The 16,874-nt window shown below is 43.0% G+C and carries 19 protein-coding genes and 1 riboswitch; of the genes, 7 read left to right on the forward strand and 12 right to left on the reverse strand.

All coding sequences use genetic code 11. The features are described 5' to 3' along the window. The first annotated feature begins 57 nt into the window (after positions 1 to 57). The gene (locus A374_RS18400; protein WP_007203757.1) at positions 58 to 906 is read left to right on the forward strand and encodes a MurR/RpiR family transcriptional regulator; all 849 of its coding nucleotides are present in this window, start codon (positions 58 to 60) and stop codon (positions 904 to 906) included. On the opposite strand, the gene A374_RS18405 is transcribed toward A374_RS18400, so the two are convergent. From A374_RS18405 to A374_RS18430, 5 genes are all read right to left on the reverse strand, one after another. After that, positions 884 to 1,552, reverse strand: a complete 669-nt coding sequence (locus A374_RS18405) for a haloacid dehalogenase type II (protein ID WP_007203758.1) — start codon at positions 1,550 to 1,552, stop codon at positions 884 to 886. The two genes, A374_RS18400 and A374_RS18405, sit on opposite strands and share 23 nt — an antisense overlap. 981 nt (positions 1,553 to 2,533) lie before the next feature. Beyond that, positions 2,534 to 3,106 carry a TIGR01440 family protein gene (locus A374_RS18415; protein WP_007203760.1) on the reverse strand — a complete coding sequence of 191 codons (573 nt, stop codon included), beginning with the start codon at positions 3,104 to 3,106 and terminating at the stop codon, positions 2,534 to 2,536. A gap of 42 nt (positions 3,107 to 3,148) precedes the next feature. Continuing rightward, on the reverse strand, positions 3,149 to 3,586 hold the full coding sequence (rpiB, locus tag A374_RS18420; RefSeq protein WP_007203761.1) for a ribose 5-phosphate isomerase B: 438 nt from the start codon (positions 3,584 to 3,586) through the stop codon (positions 3,149 to 3,151). Positions 3,587 to 3,652: 66 nt separating this feature from the next. Then, a complete protein-coding gene (locus A374_RS18425; protein ID WP_007203762.1) occupies positions 3,653 to 4,273 on the reverse strand; it encodes a low molecular weight protein arginine phosphatase in 621 nt (206 codons plus the stop codon). Positions 4,274 to 4,356: 83 nt separating this feature from the next. Further along, complete coding sequence (locus A374_RS18430) at positions 4,357 to 4,914, reverse strand: manganese efflux pump MntP (RefSeq protein ID WP_007203763.1); 558 nt, start codon at positions 4,912 to 4,914, stop codon at positions 4,357 to 4,359. Positions 4,915 to 5,086: 172 nt separating this feature from the next. Between A374_RS18430 and A374_RS19680 the strand changes: the two genes are divergently transcribed. The 5 genes from A374_RS19680 (at position 5,087) to A374_RS18455 (ending at position 10,464) form a co-directional block, all read left to right on the forward strand. Beyond that, positions 5,087 to 7,282, forward strand: coding sequence for a PAS domain-containing sensor histidine kinase (locus A374_RS19680; RefSeq protein ID WP_162098309.1), 2,196 nt, complete (start codon positions 5,087 to 5,089; stop codon positions 7,280 to 7,282). Between the two features lie 167 nt (positions 7,283 to 7,449). Beyond that, a riboswitch (cobalamin riboswitch) is annotated at positions 7,450 to 7,638 on the forward strand. 170 nt (positions 7,639 to 7,808) lie between these two features. Beyond that, on the forward strand, positions 7,809 to 8,528 hold the full coding sequence (locus A374_RS18440; protein WP_050979782.1) for an energy-coupling factor ABC transporter permease: 720 nt from the start codon (positions 7,809 to 7,811) through the stop codon (positions 8,526 to 8,528). A 2-nt stretch (positions 8,529 to 8,530) separates the two neighbouring features. After that, positions 8,531 to 8,821: an energy-coupling factor ABC transporter substrate-binding protein gene (locus tag A374_RS18445; protein WP_007203766.1), complete on the forward strand. Its 291-nt coding sequence runs from the start codon at positions 8,531 to 8,533 to the stop codon at positions 8,819 to 8,821. Next, a complete protein-coding gene (gene cbiQ, locus A374_RS18450) occupies positions 8,815 to 9,591 on the forward strand; it encodes a cobalt ECF transporter T component CbiQ (RefSeq protein WP_007203767.1) in 777 nt (258 codons plus the stop codon). Before A374_RS18445 ends, cbiQ begins: the two co-directional genes overlap by 7 nt. 18 nt (positions 9,592 to 9,609) lie before the next feature. Then, entirely contained in the window at positions 9,610 to 10,464 is an 855-nt protein-coding gene (locus A374_RS18455) for an energy-coupling factor ABC transporter ATP-binding protein (protein WP_007203768.1), read from the forward strand. Between the two features lie 41 nt (positions 10,465 to 10,505). On the opposite strand, the gene A374_RS18460 is transcribed toward A374_RS18455, so the two are convergent. The 3 genes from A374_RS18460 to spoIIR all read right to left on the reverse strand — a co-directional run bounded on the left by A374_RS18460 (position 10,506) and on the right by spoIIR (position 12,857). After that, a complete protein-coding gene (locus A374_RS18460; RefSeq protein ID WP_040340748.1) occupies positions 10,506 to 11,558 on the reverse strand; it encodes an L-threonylcarbamoyladenylate synthase in 1,053 nt (350 codons plus the stop codon). A gap of 103 nt (positions 11,559 to 11,661) precedes the next feature. Further along, on the reverse strand, positions 11,662 to 12,111 hold the full coding sequence (locus A374_RS18465) for a GNAT family N-acetyltransferase (RefSeq protein WP_007203770.1): 450 nt from the start codon (positions 12,109 to 12,111) through the stop codon (positions 11,662 to 11,664). A gap of 62 nt (positions 12,112 to 12,173) precedes the next feature. Next, positions 12,174 to 12,857: a stage II sporulation protein R gene (gene spoIIR / locus A374_RS18470; RefSeq protein ID WP_007203771.1), complete on the reverse strand. Its 684-nt coding sequence runs from the start codon at positions 12,855 to 12,857 to the stop codon at positions 12,174 to 12,176. A 309-nt stretch (positions 12,858 to 13,166) separates the two neighbouring features. Here spoIIR and A374_RS18475 point away from each other — a divergent pair, with 309 nt between their 5' ends. Beyond that, complete coding sequence (locus A374_RS18475; protein WP_007203772.1) at positions 13,167 to 13,562, forward strand: nuclear transport factor 2 family protein; 396 nt, start codon at positions 13,167 to 13,169, stop codon at positions 13,560 to 13,562. A 33-nt stretch (positions 13,563 to 13,595) separates the two neighbouring features. Here the strand turns inward: A374_RS18475 and prmC are convergent, their stop codons facing one another. From prmC to A374_RS18495, 4 genes are all read right to left on the reverse strand, one after another. Beyond that, positions 13,596 to 14,450: a peptide chain release factor N(5)-glutamine methyltransferase gene (gene prmC / locus A374_RS18480; protein ID WP_040340749.1), complete on the reverse strand. Its 855-nt coding sequence runs from the start codon at positions 14,448 to 14,450 to the stop codon at positions 13,596 to 13,598. A gap of 13 nt (positions 14,451 to 14,463) precedes the next feature. Then, the gene (prfA, locus tag A374_RS18485; protein WP_007203774.1) at positions 14,464 to 15,540 is read right to left on the reverse strand and encodes a peptide chain release factor 1; all 1,077 of its coding nucleotides are present in this window, start codon (positions 15,538 to 15,540) and stop codon (positions 14,464 to 14,466) included. 209 nt (positions 15,541 to 15,749) lie between these two features. After that, positions 15,750 to 16,385 (reverse strand): MOSC domain-containing protein, encoded by a 636-nt coding sequence (locus A374_RS18490; RefSeq protein ID WP_007203775.1) that lies wholly within the window; start codon positions 16,383 to 16,385, stop codon positions 15,750 to 15,752. A gap of 63 nt (positions 16,386 to 16,448) precedes the next feature. After that, positions 16,449 to 16,772 carry a hypothetical protein gene (locus A374_RS18495; RefSeq protein ID WP_007203776.1) on the reverse strand — a complete coding sequence of 108 codons (324 nt, stop codon included), beginning with the start codon at positions 16,770 to 16,772 and terminating at the stop codon, positions 16,449 to 16,451. Positions 16,773 to 16,874 lie beyond the last annotated feature (102 nt).

A 16,874-nucleotide genomic window follows, 5' to 3' on the forward strand; every position in this document is an offset into this window, starting at 1 on the left:
TACAAGAAATTAATTTTCATATTAAGATTAAATAGAGAAAAGAAAGGACGTGTTGCAATGTCCACTCCCAATTGTTTAACACAAATTCGCTCTTCTTATGGTCAATTTTCCGAAAAAGAAAAGAAAATTGCCGATTATATGCTAGAGCATCCGCAAGATATTATTCATTCAAGTATTACAGAAGTGGCGGATCGACTTCAAGTGGCCGATGCTACGGTGTTTCGCTTTTGCAAACGTCTTGGCTACAAAGGCTTTCAAGCGTTTAAAATTGCGCTTGCCTCTGATGTCGTCGAACCATTACAAGATATTCATGAAACGATTGCACAAGATGATTCCAGCATTCAAATTGCGCAAAAAGTATTTCAATCCAACATTAGCACGCTAGAAGATACAAGACACGTATTAGATGAAAAAAATTTTCAGCTCGTCGTTGAAGCCTTGCTTGCTGCTCGCCGCATTGAATTTTTCGGTAATGGCGGCTCTGGCATTGTCGCGATGGATGCACATCATAAGTTTATCCGGACAGGCAAGCCGTCGATTGCGTATACAGATACACATTTTCAATTAATGTCCGCTTCTCAATTAACCGCTGACGATGTGGCGGTCTTTATTTCTCACTCAGGTACAAATAAAGACTTACTACAAGTGATGAATGTCGCTAAAGAAGCAGGCTGTGTAACGATTTCGCTTACTGACTATGCGAAATCAGCTCTAAGTGAACGCGCTGACTTGTCGTTACACACTGTATCCATTGAAACCGAATTCCGCTCAGAATCACTGTCATCCCGAATTGCACAGCTTAGTGTCATCGATGCGCTTTACGTCAACGTAATGATGAAACGACACGAACAATCGAAAGCCTCGCTTCAACGAATGCGCTCCGCTATTTCCGAGAAGAAGTATTAATTTCTACTAATCCACGCAAATTCCTAAACATATAATCAGGTGGCAGCCCAAGCTCTTCTCTAGGCTGCTTTCCTCGATTAATCCATGCCGTAGTAAATCCATAATTTTTTGCCCCAGAAACATCCCAACCATTGCTAGAAACAAAAATAATATCTTCTTTAGGTACTTGTACTGTTTGGTGAGCATGCGCATAGCTCGCCATAGTAGGCTTGTACGTTTGTATTTCATCAACACTAATCACATGATCAAGAAATGGTGTCAGCTCAGCATGATGCAATAAAGCGTCTAACATATCGTGTGAGCCATTTGAAAAAACGGCGAGTGAGTGCGCAGACAGCGCCGTCAGTACCTCTTGTACTTCTTCAAACGGTGCCACTTCAACATATGCCTTCATCACGTGCTGCTGCGCTTCCTCACACCACGTTTCTCCACAAGCAGCTACTGCATAGTGAAACGCCTCTTCAGTGATCCGTAAAAAAGGTTCATAGCGTCCCATTAATTGCCGCAACTGCGCATATTCAATTTGCTTTTGCCGCCAAATTTGACTCATTTGTGTTCCCTTACCAGGAAAATACTTATCACACGCCTCTTTCAGCGCATACACATCAAAAAGCGTGCCATACACATCAAAAACAAAAGCTTTCATCCCGACGCCCCTTTCTTACTGCATTCACTTATTTTGTATTACCCACCCTAATGCGGCCTCAATCCAGGAAAAAACTGTATACATTTCGTGCGCTGATTAGATTAGGGGAGCGGTGCTGCAATAGAGCGCGCAAAACTTAATACCTCCTCTGTTTTGTGGTGTAGTTGGAAGCTTGGCTGCTGATATTTTTTGATGCCTTGCACGTATTGTTTGCGTGGGGATCGGGTGCTGTTGGGTGGGAACTATTTTGAGCTGTGCGGGAATGAGCGCAAACGGTCATGCTCAGTGCGGGATTTGGGTGCTCTGGGGGGCGAACTATTTGAGCTTTGCGGGAATGCTCTTGTGAGCGAACCTCTCTTATCACGATAATTGAAGAGCTTAGCAGCTATTTTTACTCGTTTTTTTGATGATTTTGAGGGCTTGGCTCTTCATTTGCTCTCTTTTTCATCTCTGGCATACGTTGTTGAGGGCAATTTGGATGCTCTGCGCGCGAACTGCCCCGGTCTGCGCGCGAATCAGGCGTTCCTGCGCGCGAACCGCCCCGGTCTGCGCGCGAATCGAGGGCTCCTGCGCGCGAACTGCCCTAGTCTGCGCGCGAATTGGATGCTCTTGTGCGCGAACCTCTCTTTTCACGATTATCGAAGAGCTTAGCAGCTATTTTTACTCGTTTTTTTCATAATTTTGAGGGCTTGGCTCTTCATTTGCTCTCTTTTTCATCTCTGGCATACGTTGTTGAGGGCAATTTGGATGCTCTGCGCGCGAATCAGGGGTTCCTGCGCGCGAACTGCCCCGGTCTGCGCGCGAATCGGGGGTTCCTGCGCGCGAATCGAGGGCTCCTGCGCGCGAACTGCCCTGCTCTGCGCGCGAATCGGACCCTCCTGCGCGCGATCCACTCTTTTCACAGAGTTTACTCCGGGTGTTAGTGACTTCACATAAAAAAATGGCTTCACCACCACAATCGATGATGAAGCCATTATAAGTTTAAAAACAGCGAATATCTTCACGTGAAGGATAAACTGCACGCTCGCCACCAATTAGCTTCGGGCGTGTTTTTGCTAAATTCACATGTGCTTCGCCAACTTTTTTTACTTCGCTTCGCACAGGGACGGCTACATGCTTTAAATGCATGCCGATCAATGTATCACCGATGTCCATTCCTGCATCCGCCTTAATATACTCAACAATGACAGGGTCTTTAAAATGATGAAACGCATACGTCGCAAGCGCACCGCCTGCTGAACGAGCTGGCACGACTCGAACTTCCTCATAGCCGAAGCGTTCTGCTGTTTCCCTTTCTACGACGAGCGCTCGATTTAAGTGCTCACAACATTGAAAAGCAACGACAACTCCAGTTTCTTCTAGAAAAGCGGCAACACCATTAAATAACGCTTGGGCAACTTCCATCGTCCCTGATGTTCCAATCACTCCGCCCGTTACTTCACTCGTGCTCGCCCCGACTACAAGCAACTTTCCGCGTTGTAGCTTCGCTTGCTTTTGTAATTCGGATAATGCATGATAGACCTGCTTTTCTACAGTTTGTAGCTGGTCGTTCATTTCCTCAATCGTCCCTTCTTGTCCTAAGGCTTCAATCGTACGTTACGCTTCATAAGCCGTAATCTTGTCCACACGTCGGCCATGACGGCCACCTTCGTATTCTGTCGTCAGCCACACTTTTGCAATTTCCAACGCAAGGCCTGGACCAATAATACGTTCTCCCATCGCTAGCACGTTGCTATCATTATGTTCGCGCGTTGCTTTTGCGCTGAATAAATCGTGTACGAGTGCACAACGAATGCCTTTTACTTTATTAGCGGCTATACTCATTCCTATGCCTGTACCACAAAGTAATATGCCACGATCGGCTTCTTTCTTTGCAACCATTTCAGCAACAGGAATGGCAAAATCAGGATAGTCAACGGAGCTGTCGCACTCACAACCTGCATCGATGACTTCTATTCCCATCTCTTTCATCATATCCGAAATTTCTCGTCTTAAATCAATGCCTGCGTGATCTGAACCAATTGCTACTTTCATGGAGCACACCCCTCAATCTATATAGTTTCATTTTAAAACGATTCCTAGTGTCTTTCAACTTATGTTTTATAGTTTGTTCATCAGCTTTAAAATCAGTTGTTCTAATTCATTGCGCGTCTCGCGGTAATAAGCTAAGCCTTGTCCGAATGGATCGATCACATCAAAAGACCCTTGCTGCCCTTCTAGCTCAGAAATCTTTGCTTCATATGGCGCAATGGCTTGTAGGAATTGTTGCTGTATCTGTTCTTTTTCCGTATCATCTGCTCTTTGCCACTTGAATCCATACAGTGCTCGTTGCAGCTCAATCTCTGCATAAGCTGCTCGTAACTCTGCTTCATCCTTTTCTTTTCCCGGCACATCTTCTGCGAGAAATTCCTTTAATGTAAACACGCGCTCACGCTCTTTTGGATAGAGACTGGCTAGCGTTTCTTTATGTTGTTCAGTCATCGTTAAAACGAAATCCGCCCACTGCACTAATTCTTGCGAAATTCGCTGTGATGAATGGTCCATTGCTATCCCTTGCTCTTGTATGGCTTGCTCGGCATATTCACTCGCTTCCATCCCTTCAGCCGCATAAACGCCCGCTGATTTCACGAGAAAACGCTCCCCACCGTGATGCTTTAATAGGGCTTCTGCCATCGGACTGCGACACGTATTACCTGTACATACAAATACAATTTTTTTCATCCCACATCTCCTTATTTCAAAGATCCGCTCTCTTCTCTTGATTGTAAATAGGTAAGCAAAAGAAAGTCAAAAGAAAGCTCATCTTAAATAGGAAATAAAAGCTTCGCGCCAAAAGCTAGAAGAATGACACCACCAAGCGCCTCACTATATGGACCTAACCAGCCTTGTACTTTTTTTCCAAGCAAAAGGCCACCCCACGTCAGCAACATGCTCATCATGCCAAACATAGCAATCGTTAAAAGTGTGCGTGCTCCGTAAATACCGAGACTTAACCCCACCGAAAAACTATCTAAACTTGCACTAACCGCAAAAACGATAAGCCCAAAACCAACAGGCGTAACAAAAGGTTCCGCTCCGGCTTTAAATGAGGATACAATCATTTGCATACCGAGTAGTAACAATAAGCCACCACCAATCATGATTGCAATGCCACCGAAATGAACGGATAGTTGCTTTCCTAGAAGTAAGCCGGCAAGTGGCATGCCAATGTGAAAAAGACCTATAACAATTCCAATTTTCATAATTTGTCGGAGTCGTAACCGCAGCATTCCCATCCCTAATCCAATGGAGAACGCATCCATACCAAGCGCAAATGCCATCAGCCAAAGTGTAAGCCACTCTCCGATTGTTGCTGAACTCATGTCTTCTCCCCCCTATTGCCTTAGTACAACCTATGCTGCGGCTTGTACTGTTAGAATCAGGAAGATTAGGGGGTCCTCCCACCTATTTGTACACACAATTTTCGACAAAGGCAGGGATATGGTTTTTTTTAACGTAAATGTAATATATAAGGCTTGCAACGGAGGGGACACAATGATGGCGGATGATAAACAATCGACGCTCCCACACGTCGTTAACTATACAAAGAATAAAGAACATATGCGGTTAACTTCTCAACAAAATATGACGTTTACGTTCGTTAAAGAAAACGGCGTATTTACCGTAACCGAATGTAAAGGAGCGCTGGCCTCCTCACTTGGCTATGAGCGCGATCAAGTAATCGGTAAAACATTGCATGAGCTCTTTCCTAAAAAGCTCGCAGATTTTAAAGCGACGTGCTATGAGCGCGCTTGGCAAGGCGAGGTCATGACGTATGAGGCCGAGCTCAATGACGTTCCCTTTCTCGTAGTATTAAGTCCGATTTTTGAAGGGGGTCATGTCATTGAAGTCCATGGCATGAGCATTGATCTTATTCAACGCGTCACAATGGAAAAACAACTAGAGGAAAGTGAGCAACGCTTTCGTTCCTTAATGGAGCATAATATCGATGCCCTATTTTCGTTAGATCTTACGGGCACCTTTACGTCGGTAAACGAAGCAGCTACTCACTTAACAGGCTTTACTGAGGAAGAGCTACTGCAAATGTCTTTTTATCCATTAATGGTGGATGCCGTTCATTTTCCAAGTCGCTTTCGGAAGGCGCTCGCAACCGCTTCTGGCACCTATGATGTAAAACTCAGACGAAAAGATGGAGAAGTTCGGCTCGTTAACTTAACGCTAACACCCATTATTGTTGAAGAAGAAACACTCGGTATGTATTGCATTTGTAAAGATATTACAGAACGGAAGCGCCAAGAAGCCGAATTGCGTGAAACGAAAGAGCTACTCGAAACTTTATTTGCTCATTCTGCAGACATGATTTTTATCTATGATTTCGATAAGCGATCTATTACTTTAAATACAGCTTTTGAAGAGACGTTTGGATGGAGTAGCGATGAGTTACAGCAATGGCAAAGCCCCATTCTTCCTTTTGTTGTCGAGGAAGGATTAACGGAGTATTGGAAGATGCTAGAGACCGTAAAAGCAGGTCAACCTATTAAAGGCTATGAAATGGTATGTCGCCGCAAAGACGGCTCGCTTTTAAATACAAGTATTACGTTGTTTCCCTTATTTGATCAAGATGGTCGCGCCTATGCTTACTCGGGTATTTCGCGTGATATTACCGAAAAAAAGGCACAAGAAAAAGCGCTCGTTGCCTCAGAGGAAAAGTATCGGATCATTGCTGAGAATACGACCGATTTAATTGCCTCCGTTAACAAGCAAGGTTTCTTGACCTATTTATCGCCTTCACATCAAACGATTCTTGGCGCGGATCCACACGTCTATAACCATACGTATGCGATTTCCTACATTCATCCGGATGATCAGGAGCGGGTGCGCATGATCACCTGTCAAAGTATCAATGACGGGGAGCCCTTTAAATTTGAAGCACGCTGGCAGCATCAGCAAACGAAAGAATTTTTTCTACTAGAAACGAGTGCCACGCCGATCGTTGGACCTCATGGCCAAATTGATGGCATTGTCGTCGTTTCCCGTGATTTAACAGAGCGCATACGCACAGAAGAGATGTTGCGTAAGTCAGATAAATTATCGATGCTCGGTCAGTTGGCTGCAGGAGTTGCTCACGAAATTCGCAATCCACTAACGAGTATTAAAGGCTTTCTCCAATTACTAGAATCACGAGCCGAGGAGCATCTCGATTATTATACGATTATGCTCTCTGAAATTGATCGCATAAATACGATCGTAAGTGAATTTATGGTTCTTGCTAAACCACAAGCGATGAGCTTCGTCCCTACGAATATTACTGAACTCATGAAACATGTCATTTCGTTGATCGAAACGCAAGCCATTTTAAAAAATGTGCAAATTCATTATTCTGCTGAAACAGGTCTTCCTCTCGTTTCTAGCGCCGATAATCAGCTAAAGCAAGTGTTTATTAATCTATTAAAAAATGCAATTGAAGCCATGCCAACTGGCGGCAATATTTGGATTACTGTCATTAGGGATCACGATCAGCTCGTTATCTCTTTTCGAGACGAAGGTTGTGGCATTCCCGAAGAACGCCTTGCCTCGCTCGGTGAACCGTTTTATACAACGAAAGAAAAAGGAACTGGCCTTGGCCTGATGGTGTGCTTTAAAATTATTGAAAATCATGGTGGCAAAATACATGTCACAAGCACGCTCGGAAAAGGCAGTAAATTTACCGTCCTCCTCCCGATCGATTAGGGAAAGTGGGCGGTTGACCTTGTTTGATTGCGGGAGATCACCAAGAACGAACGGACCTTCTCGTTTCTTTTTCTCCATTTATTGGAGCTAAAACAGCGCTCTTTTATCTGTTTTTTCTAAAATCGAAATAGACAGTCTTTCGTTCTTTGTGTAGAATCGAAGTACATAACCATCATTTTTTTATAGGTGTTGTATTGAAAAATACAGCTTAAAAGGGAAGTTTGGTGTAATTCCAACACGGTTCCCGCCACTGTAAATCTGAGCTGCTTGCGAGATGCCACTGTCTGACTATAGATGGGAAGGCGTAAGCAGTGTTGACGATGAGTCAGGAGACCTGCCTATAGAAGAAGCAATGCGACCTACGGGATATAGGTGTGTTTACTAAATGTAGTCTGTACTGACTTTGCACAGTACTCTATTTTACATGTGAGCATCTATCTCTTTTTGAGGTCAGATGTTTTTTTGTGTTGTAAAAAACAAGGAGGAATGACTGTTGAAGAAACGAACACTGCTCACTTTTTTTGTCATGTTGCTCGGTTTTTCTGTTTACTTTTGGACGAACTCTTTCGAAACCGCTTACGCGATGCATATTATGGAAGGATTCTTGCCGATAGGTTGGTGTATTTTTTGGGGTGTTGTCACGCTCCCTTTTGTCCTACTTGGATTGCGCTCGATTTCAAAACAATTAAAAGAAGAACCTGAATTAAAATCAATGCTCGGTTTATCGGGTGCTTTCACATTCGTCTTATCCGCTTTAAAAATCCCATCTGTAACAGGTAGTTGCTCACATCCAACCGGCGTTGGACTTGGTGCCATTGTGTTTGGACCAACCGTAATGAGCGTTCTCGGTACGATCGTTCTTCTGTTTCAATCGTTACTGCTTGCACATGGTGGCTTAACAACGCTTGGCGCAAATGCCTTTTCTATGGCAGTTGTCGGTCCATTGCTATCGTATGGTATTTATAAACTGGGACGTAAACTTAATTGGTCTTTTGCGGTTTCTGTCTTTTTAGCGGCGATGCTTGGTGACCTTGGCACGTACGTTGTTACATCTGTTCAATTAGCGCTAGCTTTTCCAACCGGCGGATTTTTGGCATCGTTTACGAAATTCGTTAGCATTTTCGGCTTAACGCAAGTGCCGCTTGCTGTGAGTGAAGGACTCTTAACCGTTGTCATGTTAAACATTTTACGAAAATATAACATGCCTGGGATCGAACGCGAGAAAAATCTCAAGGAGGCTGTTTAACGATGAAGAAGAATCTTATTTTATTATTTTTCGTAGTTGTGTTAGCGGTTACACCTCTTTTTATTCAAAAAGGTGCTGCATTCGGCGGTGCCGACAATCAAGCCGAAAAAGCAATCGGCGAGTTAGCACCTGGTTATAAGCCATGGTTTTCTTCTATTTGGGAGCCACCAAGCGGTGAAATTGAAAGCTTACTCTTTGCCTTGCAAGCAGCCATTGGAGCCGTTGTTATTGGTTATATTGTCGGATTTGCTCGCGCGAAAAAGAAATACAATTCAAAAGATGATCAATGCTAAAATTACAAGATTACGCGTACAGTAATGCCTTACGCAATGTACATCCTGCCGAAAAAACACTATTTGTTATGCTGTTTTTGCTGTTTACGGTCGCTACTAAAAATATGTATGTGGCGTTACTTTCCTTTATTATCATGAGTAGTAGCACGGTTTTGGTAGCGCGCATTCCTGCTCTACATTATATGAAACTACTAACGCTTCCTTTTTTCTTTCTTGCAACGAGCATTATCGCTATTTTGTTTACGCTATCAACGGAATCGCTCGCAAGCGCTCCGGTCCTATGGCATGCATCGTTGGGATCATTGCATATTTACATTACTCAAGAGAGTTTCCATCGCGCGATCCAATTAGCCGTTACAGCGATTGGAAGCATAAGCTGCCTGTACTTTCTCATCTTAACGACGACCATTCATCAATTAATCTGGGTGTTGCAACGTCTCAGGCTTCCGATATTATTTATTGAACTATTTGGCTTAACGTATCGTTTTATTTTTGTGCTTGTGGATAAAACCAATGAAATTTATACAGCACAAGTAAGCCGACTCGGCTATCGCCACTATAAAGAATGGATTTCTTCGCTTGGACAATTGGTGATTAGCTTATTCGTAAAATCGACGCAAGCAGCGAAAGAATTGCAAACGGCCCTTGATAGCCGTGGTGGTGACGGACATTTATATGAAGTAGAAATGAAGATTGCAGCGAGTTCTAGCAATCGGCTTCTTCTCGTACTAGCAGGCTTACTATTACTAGGGGTTAGCATTTTTTTATAATAGAAAGAAGGTTTTCTCATGAATGAACACATCGTTTCTTTTGAAAATGTATCCTACGTATATAGTGATGGTACCGTCGCTTTAAACGATTTATCGTTTTCCTTTGAATATGGTAAGAAAATAGCGTTAATCGGTAATAATGGCGCCGGTAAATCAACTCTGTTTCTTTTATTAAACGGCATCTTAAAGCCAACAAAGGGGACCATTTATTACAAAGGTTCACCGTTATCGTACGGTCGCAAGGCATTGCAGAAGCTTCGTCAGGAAGTCGGCATTGTCTTTCAAAATCCTGATACACAGCTTTTTTCATCAAGTGTATATGAAGATGTAAAGTTTGGTCCGCGTAATTTAGGGTTAAAGGGAGAGGCGCTCACTGCCACTGTGCAACACGCTTTAGAAGAAACAGAAACGGTTGAGCTTCAAGAGAAGCCGCCTCATTTCTTAAGCGTCGGACAAAAGAAACGTGCAGCCATTGCTGGTATCATTGCGATGAAGCCTGACTTGATGGTATTTGATGAACCGACGGCTGGCCTTGACCCTTATTATGCCAAGCATATGATGACTTTGCTTCATACGCTACATCATAACGAGCGTACCATTTTATTATCCACTCATAACGTAGATCTAGCTTACGAATGGGCAGATGACGTGATCATTTTACACAATGGAACGATTTTAGCAAACGGCGCACCGGCTGTTGTCTTTCAAAATGAAGAGGCACTCCGACGCAGTCACTTAGAAAAACCGTTTGTCGTTGAGACGTTCGATCGGCTAAGAGAAAGCCAGATTTTATCCGGCAACATCTATCCGAAAAGTAAAGACGAACTCTATTCATGGATTGCTACACGTAAACAAACGGCTTCTATTTATTAATAAAAAAGCGAGCGATGTCGCACCCATCGCTCGCTTTTTCTTTATTCTTCTCGTAAAATAACGCCGCCTGCTGATTTTTCTAAACGATTCATAATCGCCAGGCCAACACCTGCTTTCGGAAACACTTCACTATAAATGACATCAACGTCTGTTTCATTAAAAGCACGTAAGGCATCGTATAAGTGATGAGCGACCGTGGCTACTTGTGCTCGTTGTCCACAGGGAATTACCACATCGGCATGATAGTGATCCTTCGTTTCTTCTGTGGATAAGACGCCTACTTTTTTGCCTTCTGCACGGTCCTTATCCACAAGATGCTGTAGAAAAGCGAAAGACCCATCCACAAGGCGCAATGGTGCATCCGGTGCATAGTGTGTATATTTCATACCTGGTGATTTTGGTGCTTGCTTTTGATCCACAAGTCCTGGATCCATCATCACGTTATCCACAACGGCTTCAAGCTGCTCTTTCGTAACGCCACCAGGTCGCAATATGGCTACGACATCACCGCTACAATCCACAACTGTCGATTCAACACCAACACCCGTAGCGCCACCATCCACAATGGCAGGAATCGCTCCTTTTAAATCGTGATACACATGTTGCGCCGTCGTCGGTGACGGTCGTCCAGAACGATTGGCACTTGGTGCAGCAATTGGCAAATTCGCTTCTTCAATGAGCGCTAAGGCAACGGGATGATCCGGCATACGAACACCAACTGTGGATAACCCTGCCGTTACTTGATGTGCTACATGCTCACCTTTTGGCATAATAAGCGTTAACGGTCCCGGCCAAAAAGCATCCATGAGCTTTCGTGCAGTTGGAGAAACTTCTGAAACAAGCCCCTCTAACTGCTCATATTTAGCAATATGTACGATGAGTGGATTATCACTAGGACGTCCTTTTGCTTGGAAAATCTTCGTAATGGCTTCATCATTTTGTGCATTTCCACCAAGTCCATAAACGGTTTCTGTCGGAAAAGCGACGACTTCATTTTCTTTTATCCACAGCGCAGCTTGCATAAGTTGGGGACAATTGCGCTGATTTTCACCTAAGTTATCCACAGATAAATATTTTGTCTCGTATTTATTCATGCTAAAAATCCTTTCAAACCGCTTTTCATCAAGGTAAAATGGTGTTTTACACATCATCCACAAGTTATACACAGAAGCTGATAACATGTGCATAACTTGTGGATTACGGAGATAAATGAGCTAAATCACATGAAAGTAGCAAAATGCCTTCTCCGGTCGTTACTTGATAATGAGCCGTTTCTGTAATATGAGCAGGCGCTTCATCCTCGGGCACTACGATAAAACCAAGTGGTTCAAATAAATAATCAGCTTTCGTTAATAAGTAAAGCGTCGCTGCCCCTTTTTCCTTACAGTATAGCAAAATTCGTTGGATTAATCGCAAAAACAATGATTCGCTAGAATACTCTTTTTTCATAACGAATGAACGCAATAAACCATCTTGTTCAATCAGCTCTAAACCAACTGTTCCAATGAGCATTCCTTCTTTATTCTCAACTACTAAATAATTACGAATTCCTGATTGAATACCATCTGCCTGCAAGCCTGCTTGTTCAATAAGTTCCGTTAGTTGCTTTGTCTCATGAGGCATGGCAGTTCGTAATGAGATCGCCATCTCGCTCACTCCTCTAGCATTTTTTTATTAGTCTATGAAAACGGTTCGGAACATATGACCATTCACGAGAAAAAGTTACTCACTGATTTAGCTACTGATTGAAACACGTCACCTAAAAAGAATTTCACTTTCACATCCTTTTGCGCTGGCTCTGGATCACTTTGTGGGACATACGTTTCACTATAATCGCTCGTAGCAGCAAGTTCCTTCTCAGAATCTTGATTCGTTTTCACCGCATCACCATTTTCAAAGTCTAAAAAGCAAAGCGGTGGAAATAAGACACACCACCAGTTAGCGCCTTCTCCTTTACCGAGCGTAATTAACACCGCTTCATAGGAGCCAGCTGGATACACGTAGTTACCATATACTTTCGTAGGAAACGCTACATCTCCGAACGTCACTTTATACGGGATGTCTAAGCCTGCTTCTTGTAAATAGGTGGCAACGACCTTACGCACTTCTGGCAAATGCGCTTGAATGACTTTTTCTGCTTGATCATGATCTTTCAACCCTGCTACCCATGTTGTAATTTGCTCATTTACTTTATCACGAATCTTCCGCTTAACGGCTTGATCTTTTTCCTCATCACTATTGGCTAGAATTCGTAAACGAATGGCGTCTTTCGGAATTTTAACAGATTCATTTAACGTCGCATTCGCAATCTTCGTTTCTGTTTCAAACAACAAAACCATTCCCGCTAATGAAAGAATAATACATAAAAATGACCATCTCTTCATTCGTTTCATATCCTCATCTCCCCTTCTCTTAGTTACATTGTCGTCAAGAACAACAGCGTTCATACGAAAAAGTAGTAAGCAAAAAACGGGACATTTTGACAAAACTGTCTTCGGGTGAGAGAGTTTGTCACAAATATAATAAACATATCAAAAAGGTCACATAATTAAATAAATGATTTGTGAGGCTGTTATGATAGAGACATCCCTATCACCCCCTTTTTCATGTAGATAATGAAAAACGACAAGAGAGCTTCCCGCTACCCCGCGGGGGGCTCTTTTTTTTGTTAAACTAGTATAAACTGAGAGGGAGGTACACCGATGGAACCAACATTAAAAGACCATTTACAAGCGTTAGAGGAAAGCCACTTAAAAATAGACGTACGAAAAAATTCTACAAAACTAGCTGAACTACTTGCAGACACTTTCTTTGAAATCGGTAGCTCTGGGTATAGGTATGATAAAAAAGACTGCCTTGAAACGGGCGTTGTGTTAACGGAAATGTCCCTTCATAACTATGAAATTCATCTCTTAGCCTCTGATGTTGTTTTAGCCACTTATTTTATCGTCGATCGAACGCGAAGTCGCAACACGTTTCGCAGTTCAATCTGGAAAGTGATCGATGATCGCTGGCAATTATATTTTCATCAAGGTACGATCACTCCATTGCTATTACGTGAAGTTCTAGCCGAAACAGGTAAGCAAAATCCTTTATGAACAACAAAAAAAAGCGGCATAAAAATGCCGCTTCTACACTAATTCTGCGATGACCATTCGTTCTTTTTGACTAATATCACGAATAACGGAAACGCGTGCACCAGGGAACGTTATACGCAGCATTTCTGCAACGACTTGCCCTTGATCATGGCCAACCTCAAACGCAATAATGCCATGTGGTCGGATGACGTGCGGAAGCTCTTCCATAAAGCGTCGATAAAAGACATACCCATCTTCACCGCCACTCAGGGCGCGATACGGCTCTTGGTCTTTAACGATCGTTTCTAGTGTTGTAATTTCATGATCCGGAATGTACGGTGGATTCGAAACAACAATATCCACTTTTCGTTCAGCTTGAATGAACGGTTGCAGCAAATCACCATGAATAAATTCAACATTTGCTCCAAGAGCCTTCGCATTTTGGCGCGCCACTTCAAGCGATTCTTGAGCAATATCAATGGTCGCAACCGAAAAGGCTGGTTCTTCTAAAGCAAGTGTCACCGCAATAGCACCACTACCTGTCCCTACATCAACGACCGTTACCGGCTCGTTTTGGAAACGACGCTGTGCGCGTTGGAGCACTTCATAGACGAGCTCTTCCGTCTCAGGACGTGGAATAAGCACCTCTTTATTCACAGAAAAACGTCGTCCATAAAACGATTCATAACCTGTAATATACTGAACAGGAACACCTTCTGCGTGCTGTTTCACCGCTTCGCTAAAAGCAGTTTGCACAGAGGCTGGTAATGGTTCCTTTAAATCAAAAAGAAGTTCCGTTCGGCTAATGTCACCTAACGCATGACGCAAAAGCCATTCAGCAGCTCCTTCTTCTCTTCCTTCTTGACGTAAAACAGATGAAGCCCATTTCAGGGCTTCATGACGTTTCATTGGAATCATGAGCTTACGCTTCTTCCGTAGCTGCCTTCATTTTACTCGTTTGATCTTCGGTAATGAGCGCATCAATAAATTCGTCCATTTTCCCAAGCAATACTTGGTCTAGCTTTTGGAGCGTTAGTCCAATGCGGTGATCGGTTACGCGGTTTTGCGGGAAGTTATACGTACGAATACGCTCTGAGCGGTCTCCCGTTCCAACAGCAGATTTTCTTGTTTCATCATACTCTTTTTGTTTTTCTTGTTGGATTTTATCATACACACGCGCACGAAGAACCTTCATCGCTTTTTCTTTATTTTTAATTTGTGACTTTTCATCCTGACACGATACAACGGTTCCCGTCGGTATATGCGTTAAACGAACCGCAGACTGCGTCGTATTAACGGATTGTCCACCAGGGCCACTCGATGTAAATGTATCAACACGTACGTCTTTCTCATGAATGTCGACTTCTACTTCTTCCGCTTCTGGAAGAACGGCAACAGTGGCTGTTGACGTATGAATACGGCCGCCAGATTCTGTTGCTGGTACACGCTGAACACGGTGTGCGCCGTTTTCATATTTCAATTTAGAATAAGCACCGTTTCCTGTAATCATGAAAATAATCTCTTTATAGCCACCAAGCTCTGTATAGCTTGCTTCAATGACTTCTGTTTTCCAGCCTTGTACTTCCGCATAACGGCTATACATTTTATACAAATCACCAGCAAAAAGGGCTGCTTCATCGCCACCTGCTGCACCACGAACCTCGACGATTACGTTTTTATCATCATTCGGATCTTTAGGAAGCAGAAGGATTTTTAATTGTTGCGTGAAATCTTCCATTTTCTCTTCAAGCTCAGCAATTTCCTCTTTAACCATTGCTGTCATTTCCGCATCAAGCTTGTCTTCAAGCATTAATTTTGCTTCATCAAGCCCTTCTTTTGCTTCCTTATACTCACGATATACAGCAACCGTATCTTGTAAAGAAGACTGTTCCTTTGAGTATTCACGTAATTTATTTGTATCACTAATCACTTCGGGATCACTAAGCAAGTCATTTAATTTATTATAGCGAACCTCGATCGCTGCTAAACGTTCTAACACGGACTTCACCTCATTTTAATGGCATAACATTCTAATTATAATACAGTAGATAAGCCATCGTCAAAAGAGGTTTGTTCCTATTTTTTCCTACCCATTAAGAAGAAAGTGAGCAATCGGCAACCATGACGCATTTTTATAATCGAGAAGGATGCCATCCATAAAAAAAAGAGAGCACATTGTCGCCCTCTCCTTTTTTTCTAACACTTAACCTATACACGCTTTTCTAGCATTGTTCGCCAGCTCTCGGCGAGTTCAGGTACGCTGAGAATCGTATGAAGCGCTGCTGTATTGTCTTTATCTATGTACGTTGCCTTGTTCACGAAATCAACCGTAACGCGTGCCGAGTGGGCTTCAATGCGCTTTAGAACGTCTTGCTTCGCCACATGACCTTCTTGTAATACGCGTACATAATACCCTGAAAATCCCGTGTCTTGAATCCACTTTACCATAAAAGGTTGCTTTAGCTTAGCAGCCACTTTAAAGCAAGGCATACGCGGTTGACTAATTTGGATGACCGCTTCACCAAGCTGAAACACATCACCTATTGCGATGTCTTTTTCCGTCATGCCTTTCGTTGTAATATTCTCTCCAAACGTAGGCACAGGTAACGAAATGCCTAATCCTTTTTCCCAATAGGCATAATGCTCATGACAATACACGCAGACTGCTTTGTCTTCACCACCATGATGAACGGTGTCGACCTGTACATCTCCCGTAAAACCTAGCGTCGCAAGCCAAATCGGTTCATTCACTGGCACTTTGTGAATGGCAGAGCTGACAGCTTTTCCTTGCCATTCTACCGTTCCTGCTGTTCCCGTATTTAATGATACAATGTGTCCTTCCACAGTTAGGCACCTCTCTTTTACAACATCGTACTCTATAGGATGTACGAGCGCCAGCCGTTTTAGTTAAAAATTCGTATGATTTTTCAACGCCTCATAGTCCAGTCGCTGCTGATTCATGCGAATGGCTTTTGCTAATTGTTCAATGACTACTTTCTCATCCGTTACAATATTGAACACATAGGGTATGGTAGCAAAGTGGCCGACAAAACGTGTACAGCCTCTGTAGCGAAAATCACTATGACTTTCAGACTCTGTAATTTTTACAATAAAATTACCCATTGCTTCATAAATGGGGTCTAGCGGCTTTTCTTGAAGTTTCTTCACTAACATCGTTAGCGGGTTTGGCGTATCATTCCAGCCAGATCCGTTTGCTATAATATCGAGCATACGCTACACCTCTCTCTTATGAATGTTCGCATGATACGCATCATTCTTGATGGTTACAGAAAAAATGACTAAAAGGGTACACTAGAGAATAGTATATAGGAA

The sequence above is a fragment of the Fictibacillus macauensis ZFHKF-1 genome, assembly GCF_000269865.1.
GTDB classification, from domain to species: Bacteria; Bacillota; Bacilli; order Bacillales; family Fictibacillaceae; genus Fictibacillus_C; species Fictibacillus_C macauensis.

Excerpts from the sequence above, each read along its gene's own strand:
- A374_RS18425 (WP_007203762.1), bottom strand. The coding sequence starts at position 4,273 with ATGAAAAAAATTGTATTTGTATGTACAGGTAATACGTGTCGCAGTCCG.
- A374_RS18475 (WP_007203772.1), top strand. The coding sequence starts at position 13,167 with ATGGAACCAACATTAAAAGACCATTTACAAGCGTTAGAGGAAAGCCAC.
- A374_RS18455 (WP_007203768.1), top strand. The coding sequence starts at position 9,610 with ATGAATGAACACATCGTTTCTTTTGAAAATGTATCCTACGTATATAGT.
- A374_RS18495 (WP_007203776.1), bottom strand. The coding sequence starts at position 16,772 with ATGCTCGATATTATAGCAAACGGATCTGGCTGGAATGATACGCCAAAC.
- A374_RS18465 (WP_007203770.1), bottom strand. The coding sequence starts at position 12,111 with ATGGCGATCTCATTACGAACTGCCATGCCTCATGAGACAAAGCAACTA.
- A374_RS18460 (WP_040340748.1), bottom strand. The coding sequence starts at position 11,558 with ATGAATAAATACGAGACAAAATATTTATCTGTGGATAACTTAGGTGAA.
- prmC (WP_040340749.1), bottom strand. The coding sequence starts at position 14,450 with ATGAAACGTCATGAAGCCCTGAAATGGGCTTCATCTGTTTTACGTCAA.
- A374_RS18400 (WP_007203757.1), top strand. The coding sequence starts at position 58 with ATGTCCACTCCCAATTGTTTAACACAAATTCGCTCTTCTTATGGTCAA.
- cbiQ (WP_007203767.1), top strand. The coding sequence starts at position 8,815 with ATGCTAAAATTACAAGATTACGCGTACAGTAATGCCTTACGCAATGTA.
- A374_RS19680 (WP_162098309.1), top strand. The coding sequence starts at position 5,087 with ATGATGGCGGATGATAAACAATCGACGCTCCCACACGTCGTTAACTAT.
- A374_RS18405 (WP_007203758.1), bottom strand. The coding sequence starts at position 1,552 with ATGAAAGCTTTTGTTTTTGATGTGTATGGCACGCTTTTTGATGTGTAT.
- spoIIR (WP_007203771.1), bottom strand. The coding sequence starts at position 12,857 with ATGAAACGAATGAAGAGATGGTCATTTTTATGTATTATTCTTTCATTA.
- A374_RS18440 (WP_050979782.1), top strand. The coding sequence starts at position 7,809 with ATGTTGCTCGGTTTTTCTGTTTACTTTTGGACGAACTCTTTCGAAACC.
- A374_RS18430 (WP_007203763.1), bottom strand. The coding sequence starts at position 4,914 with ATGAGTTCAGCAACAATCGGAGAGTGGCTTACACTTTGGCTGATGGCA.
- A374_RS18415 (WP_007203760.1), bottom strand. The coding sequence starts at position 3,106 with ATGAACGACCAGCTACAAACTGTAGAAAAGCAGGTCTATCATGCATTA.
- A374_RS18445 (WP_007203766.1), top strand. The coding sequence starts at position 8,531 with ATGAAGAAGAATCTTATTTTATTATTTTTCGTAGTTGTGTTAGCGGTT.
- rpiB (WP_007203761.1), bottom strand. The coding sequence starts at position 3,586 with ATGAAAGTAGCAATTGGTTCAGATCACGCAGGCATTGATTTAAGACGA.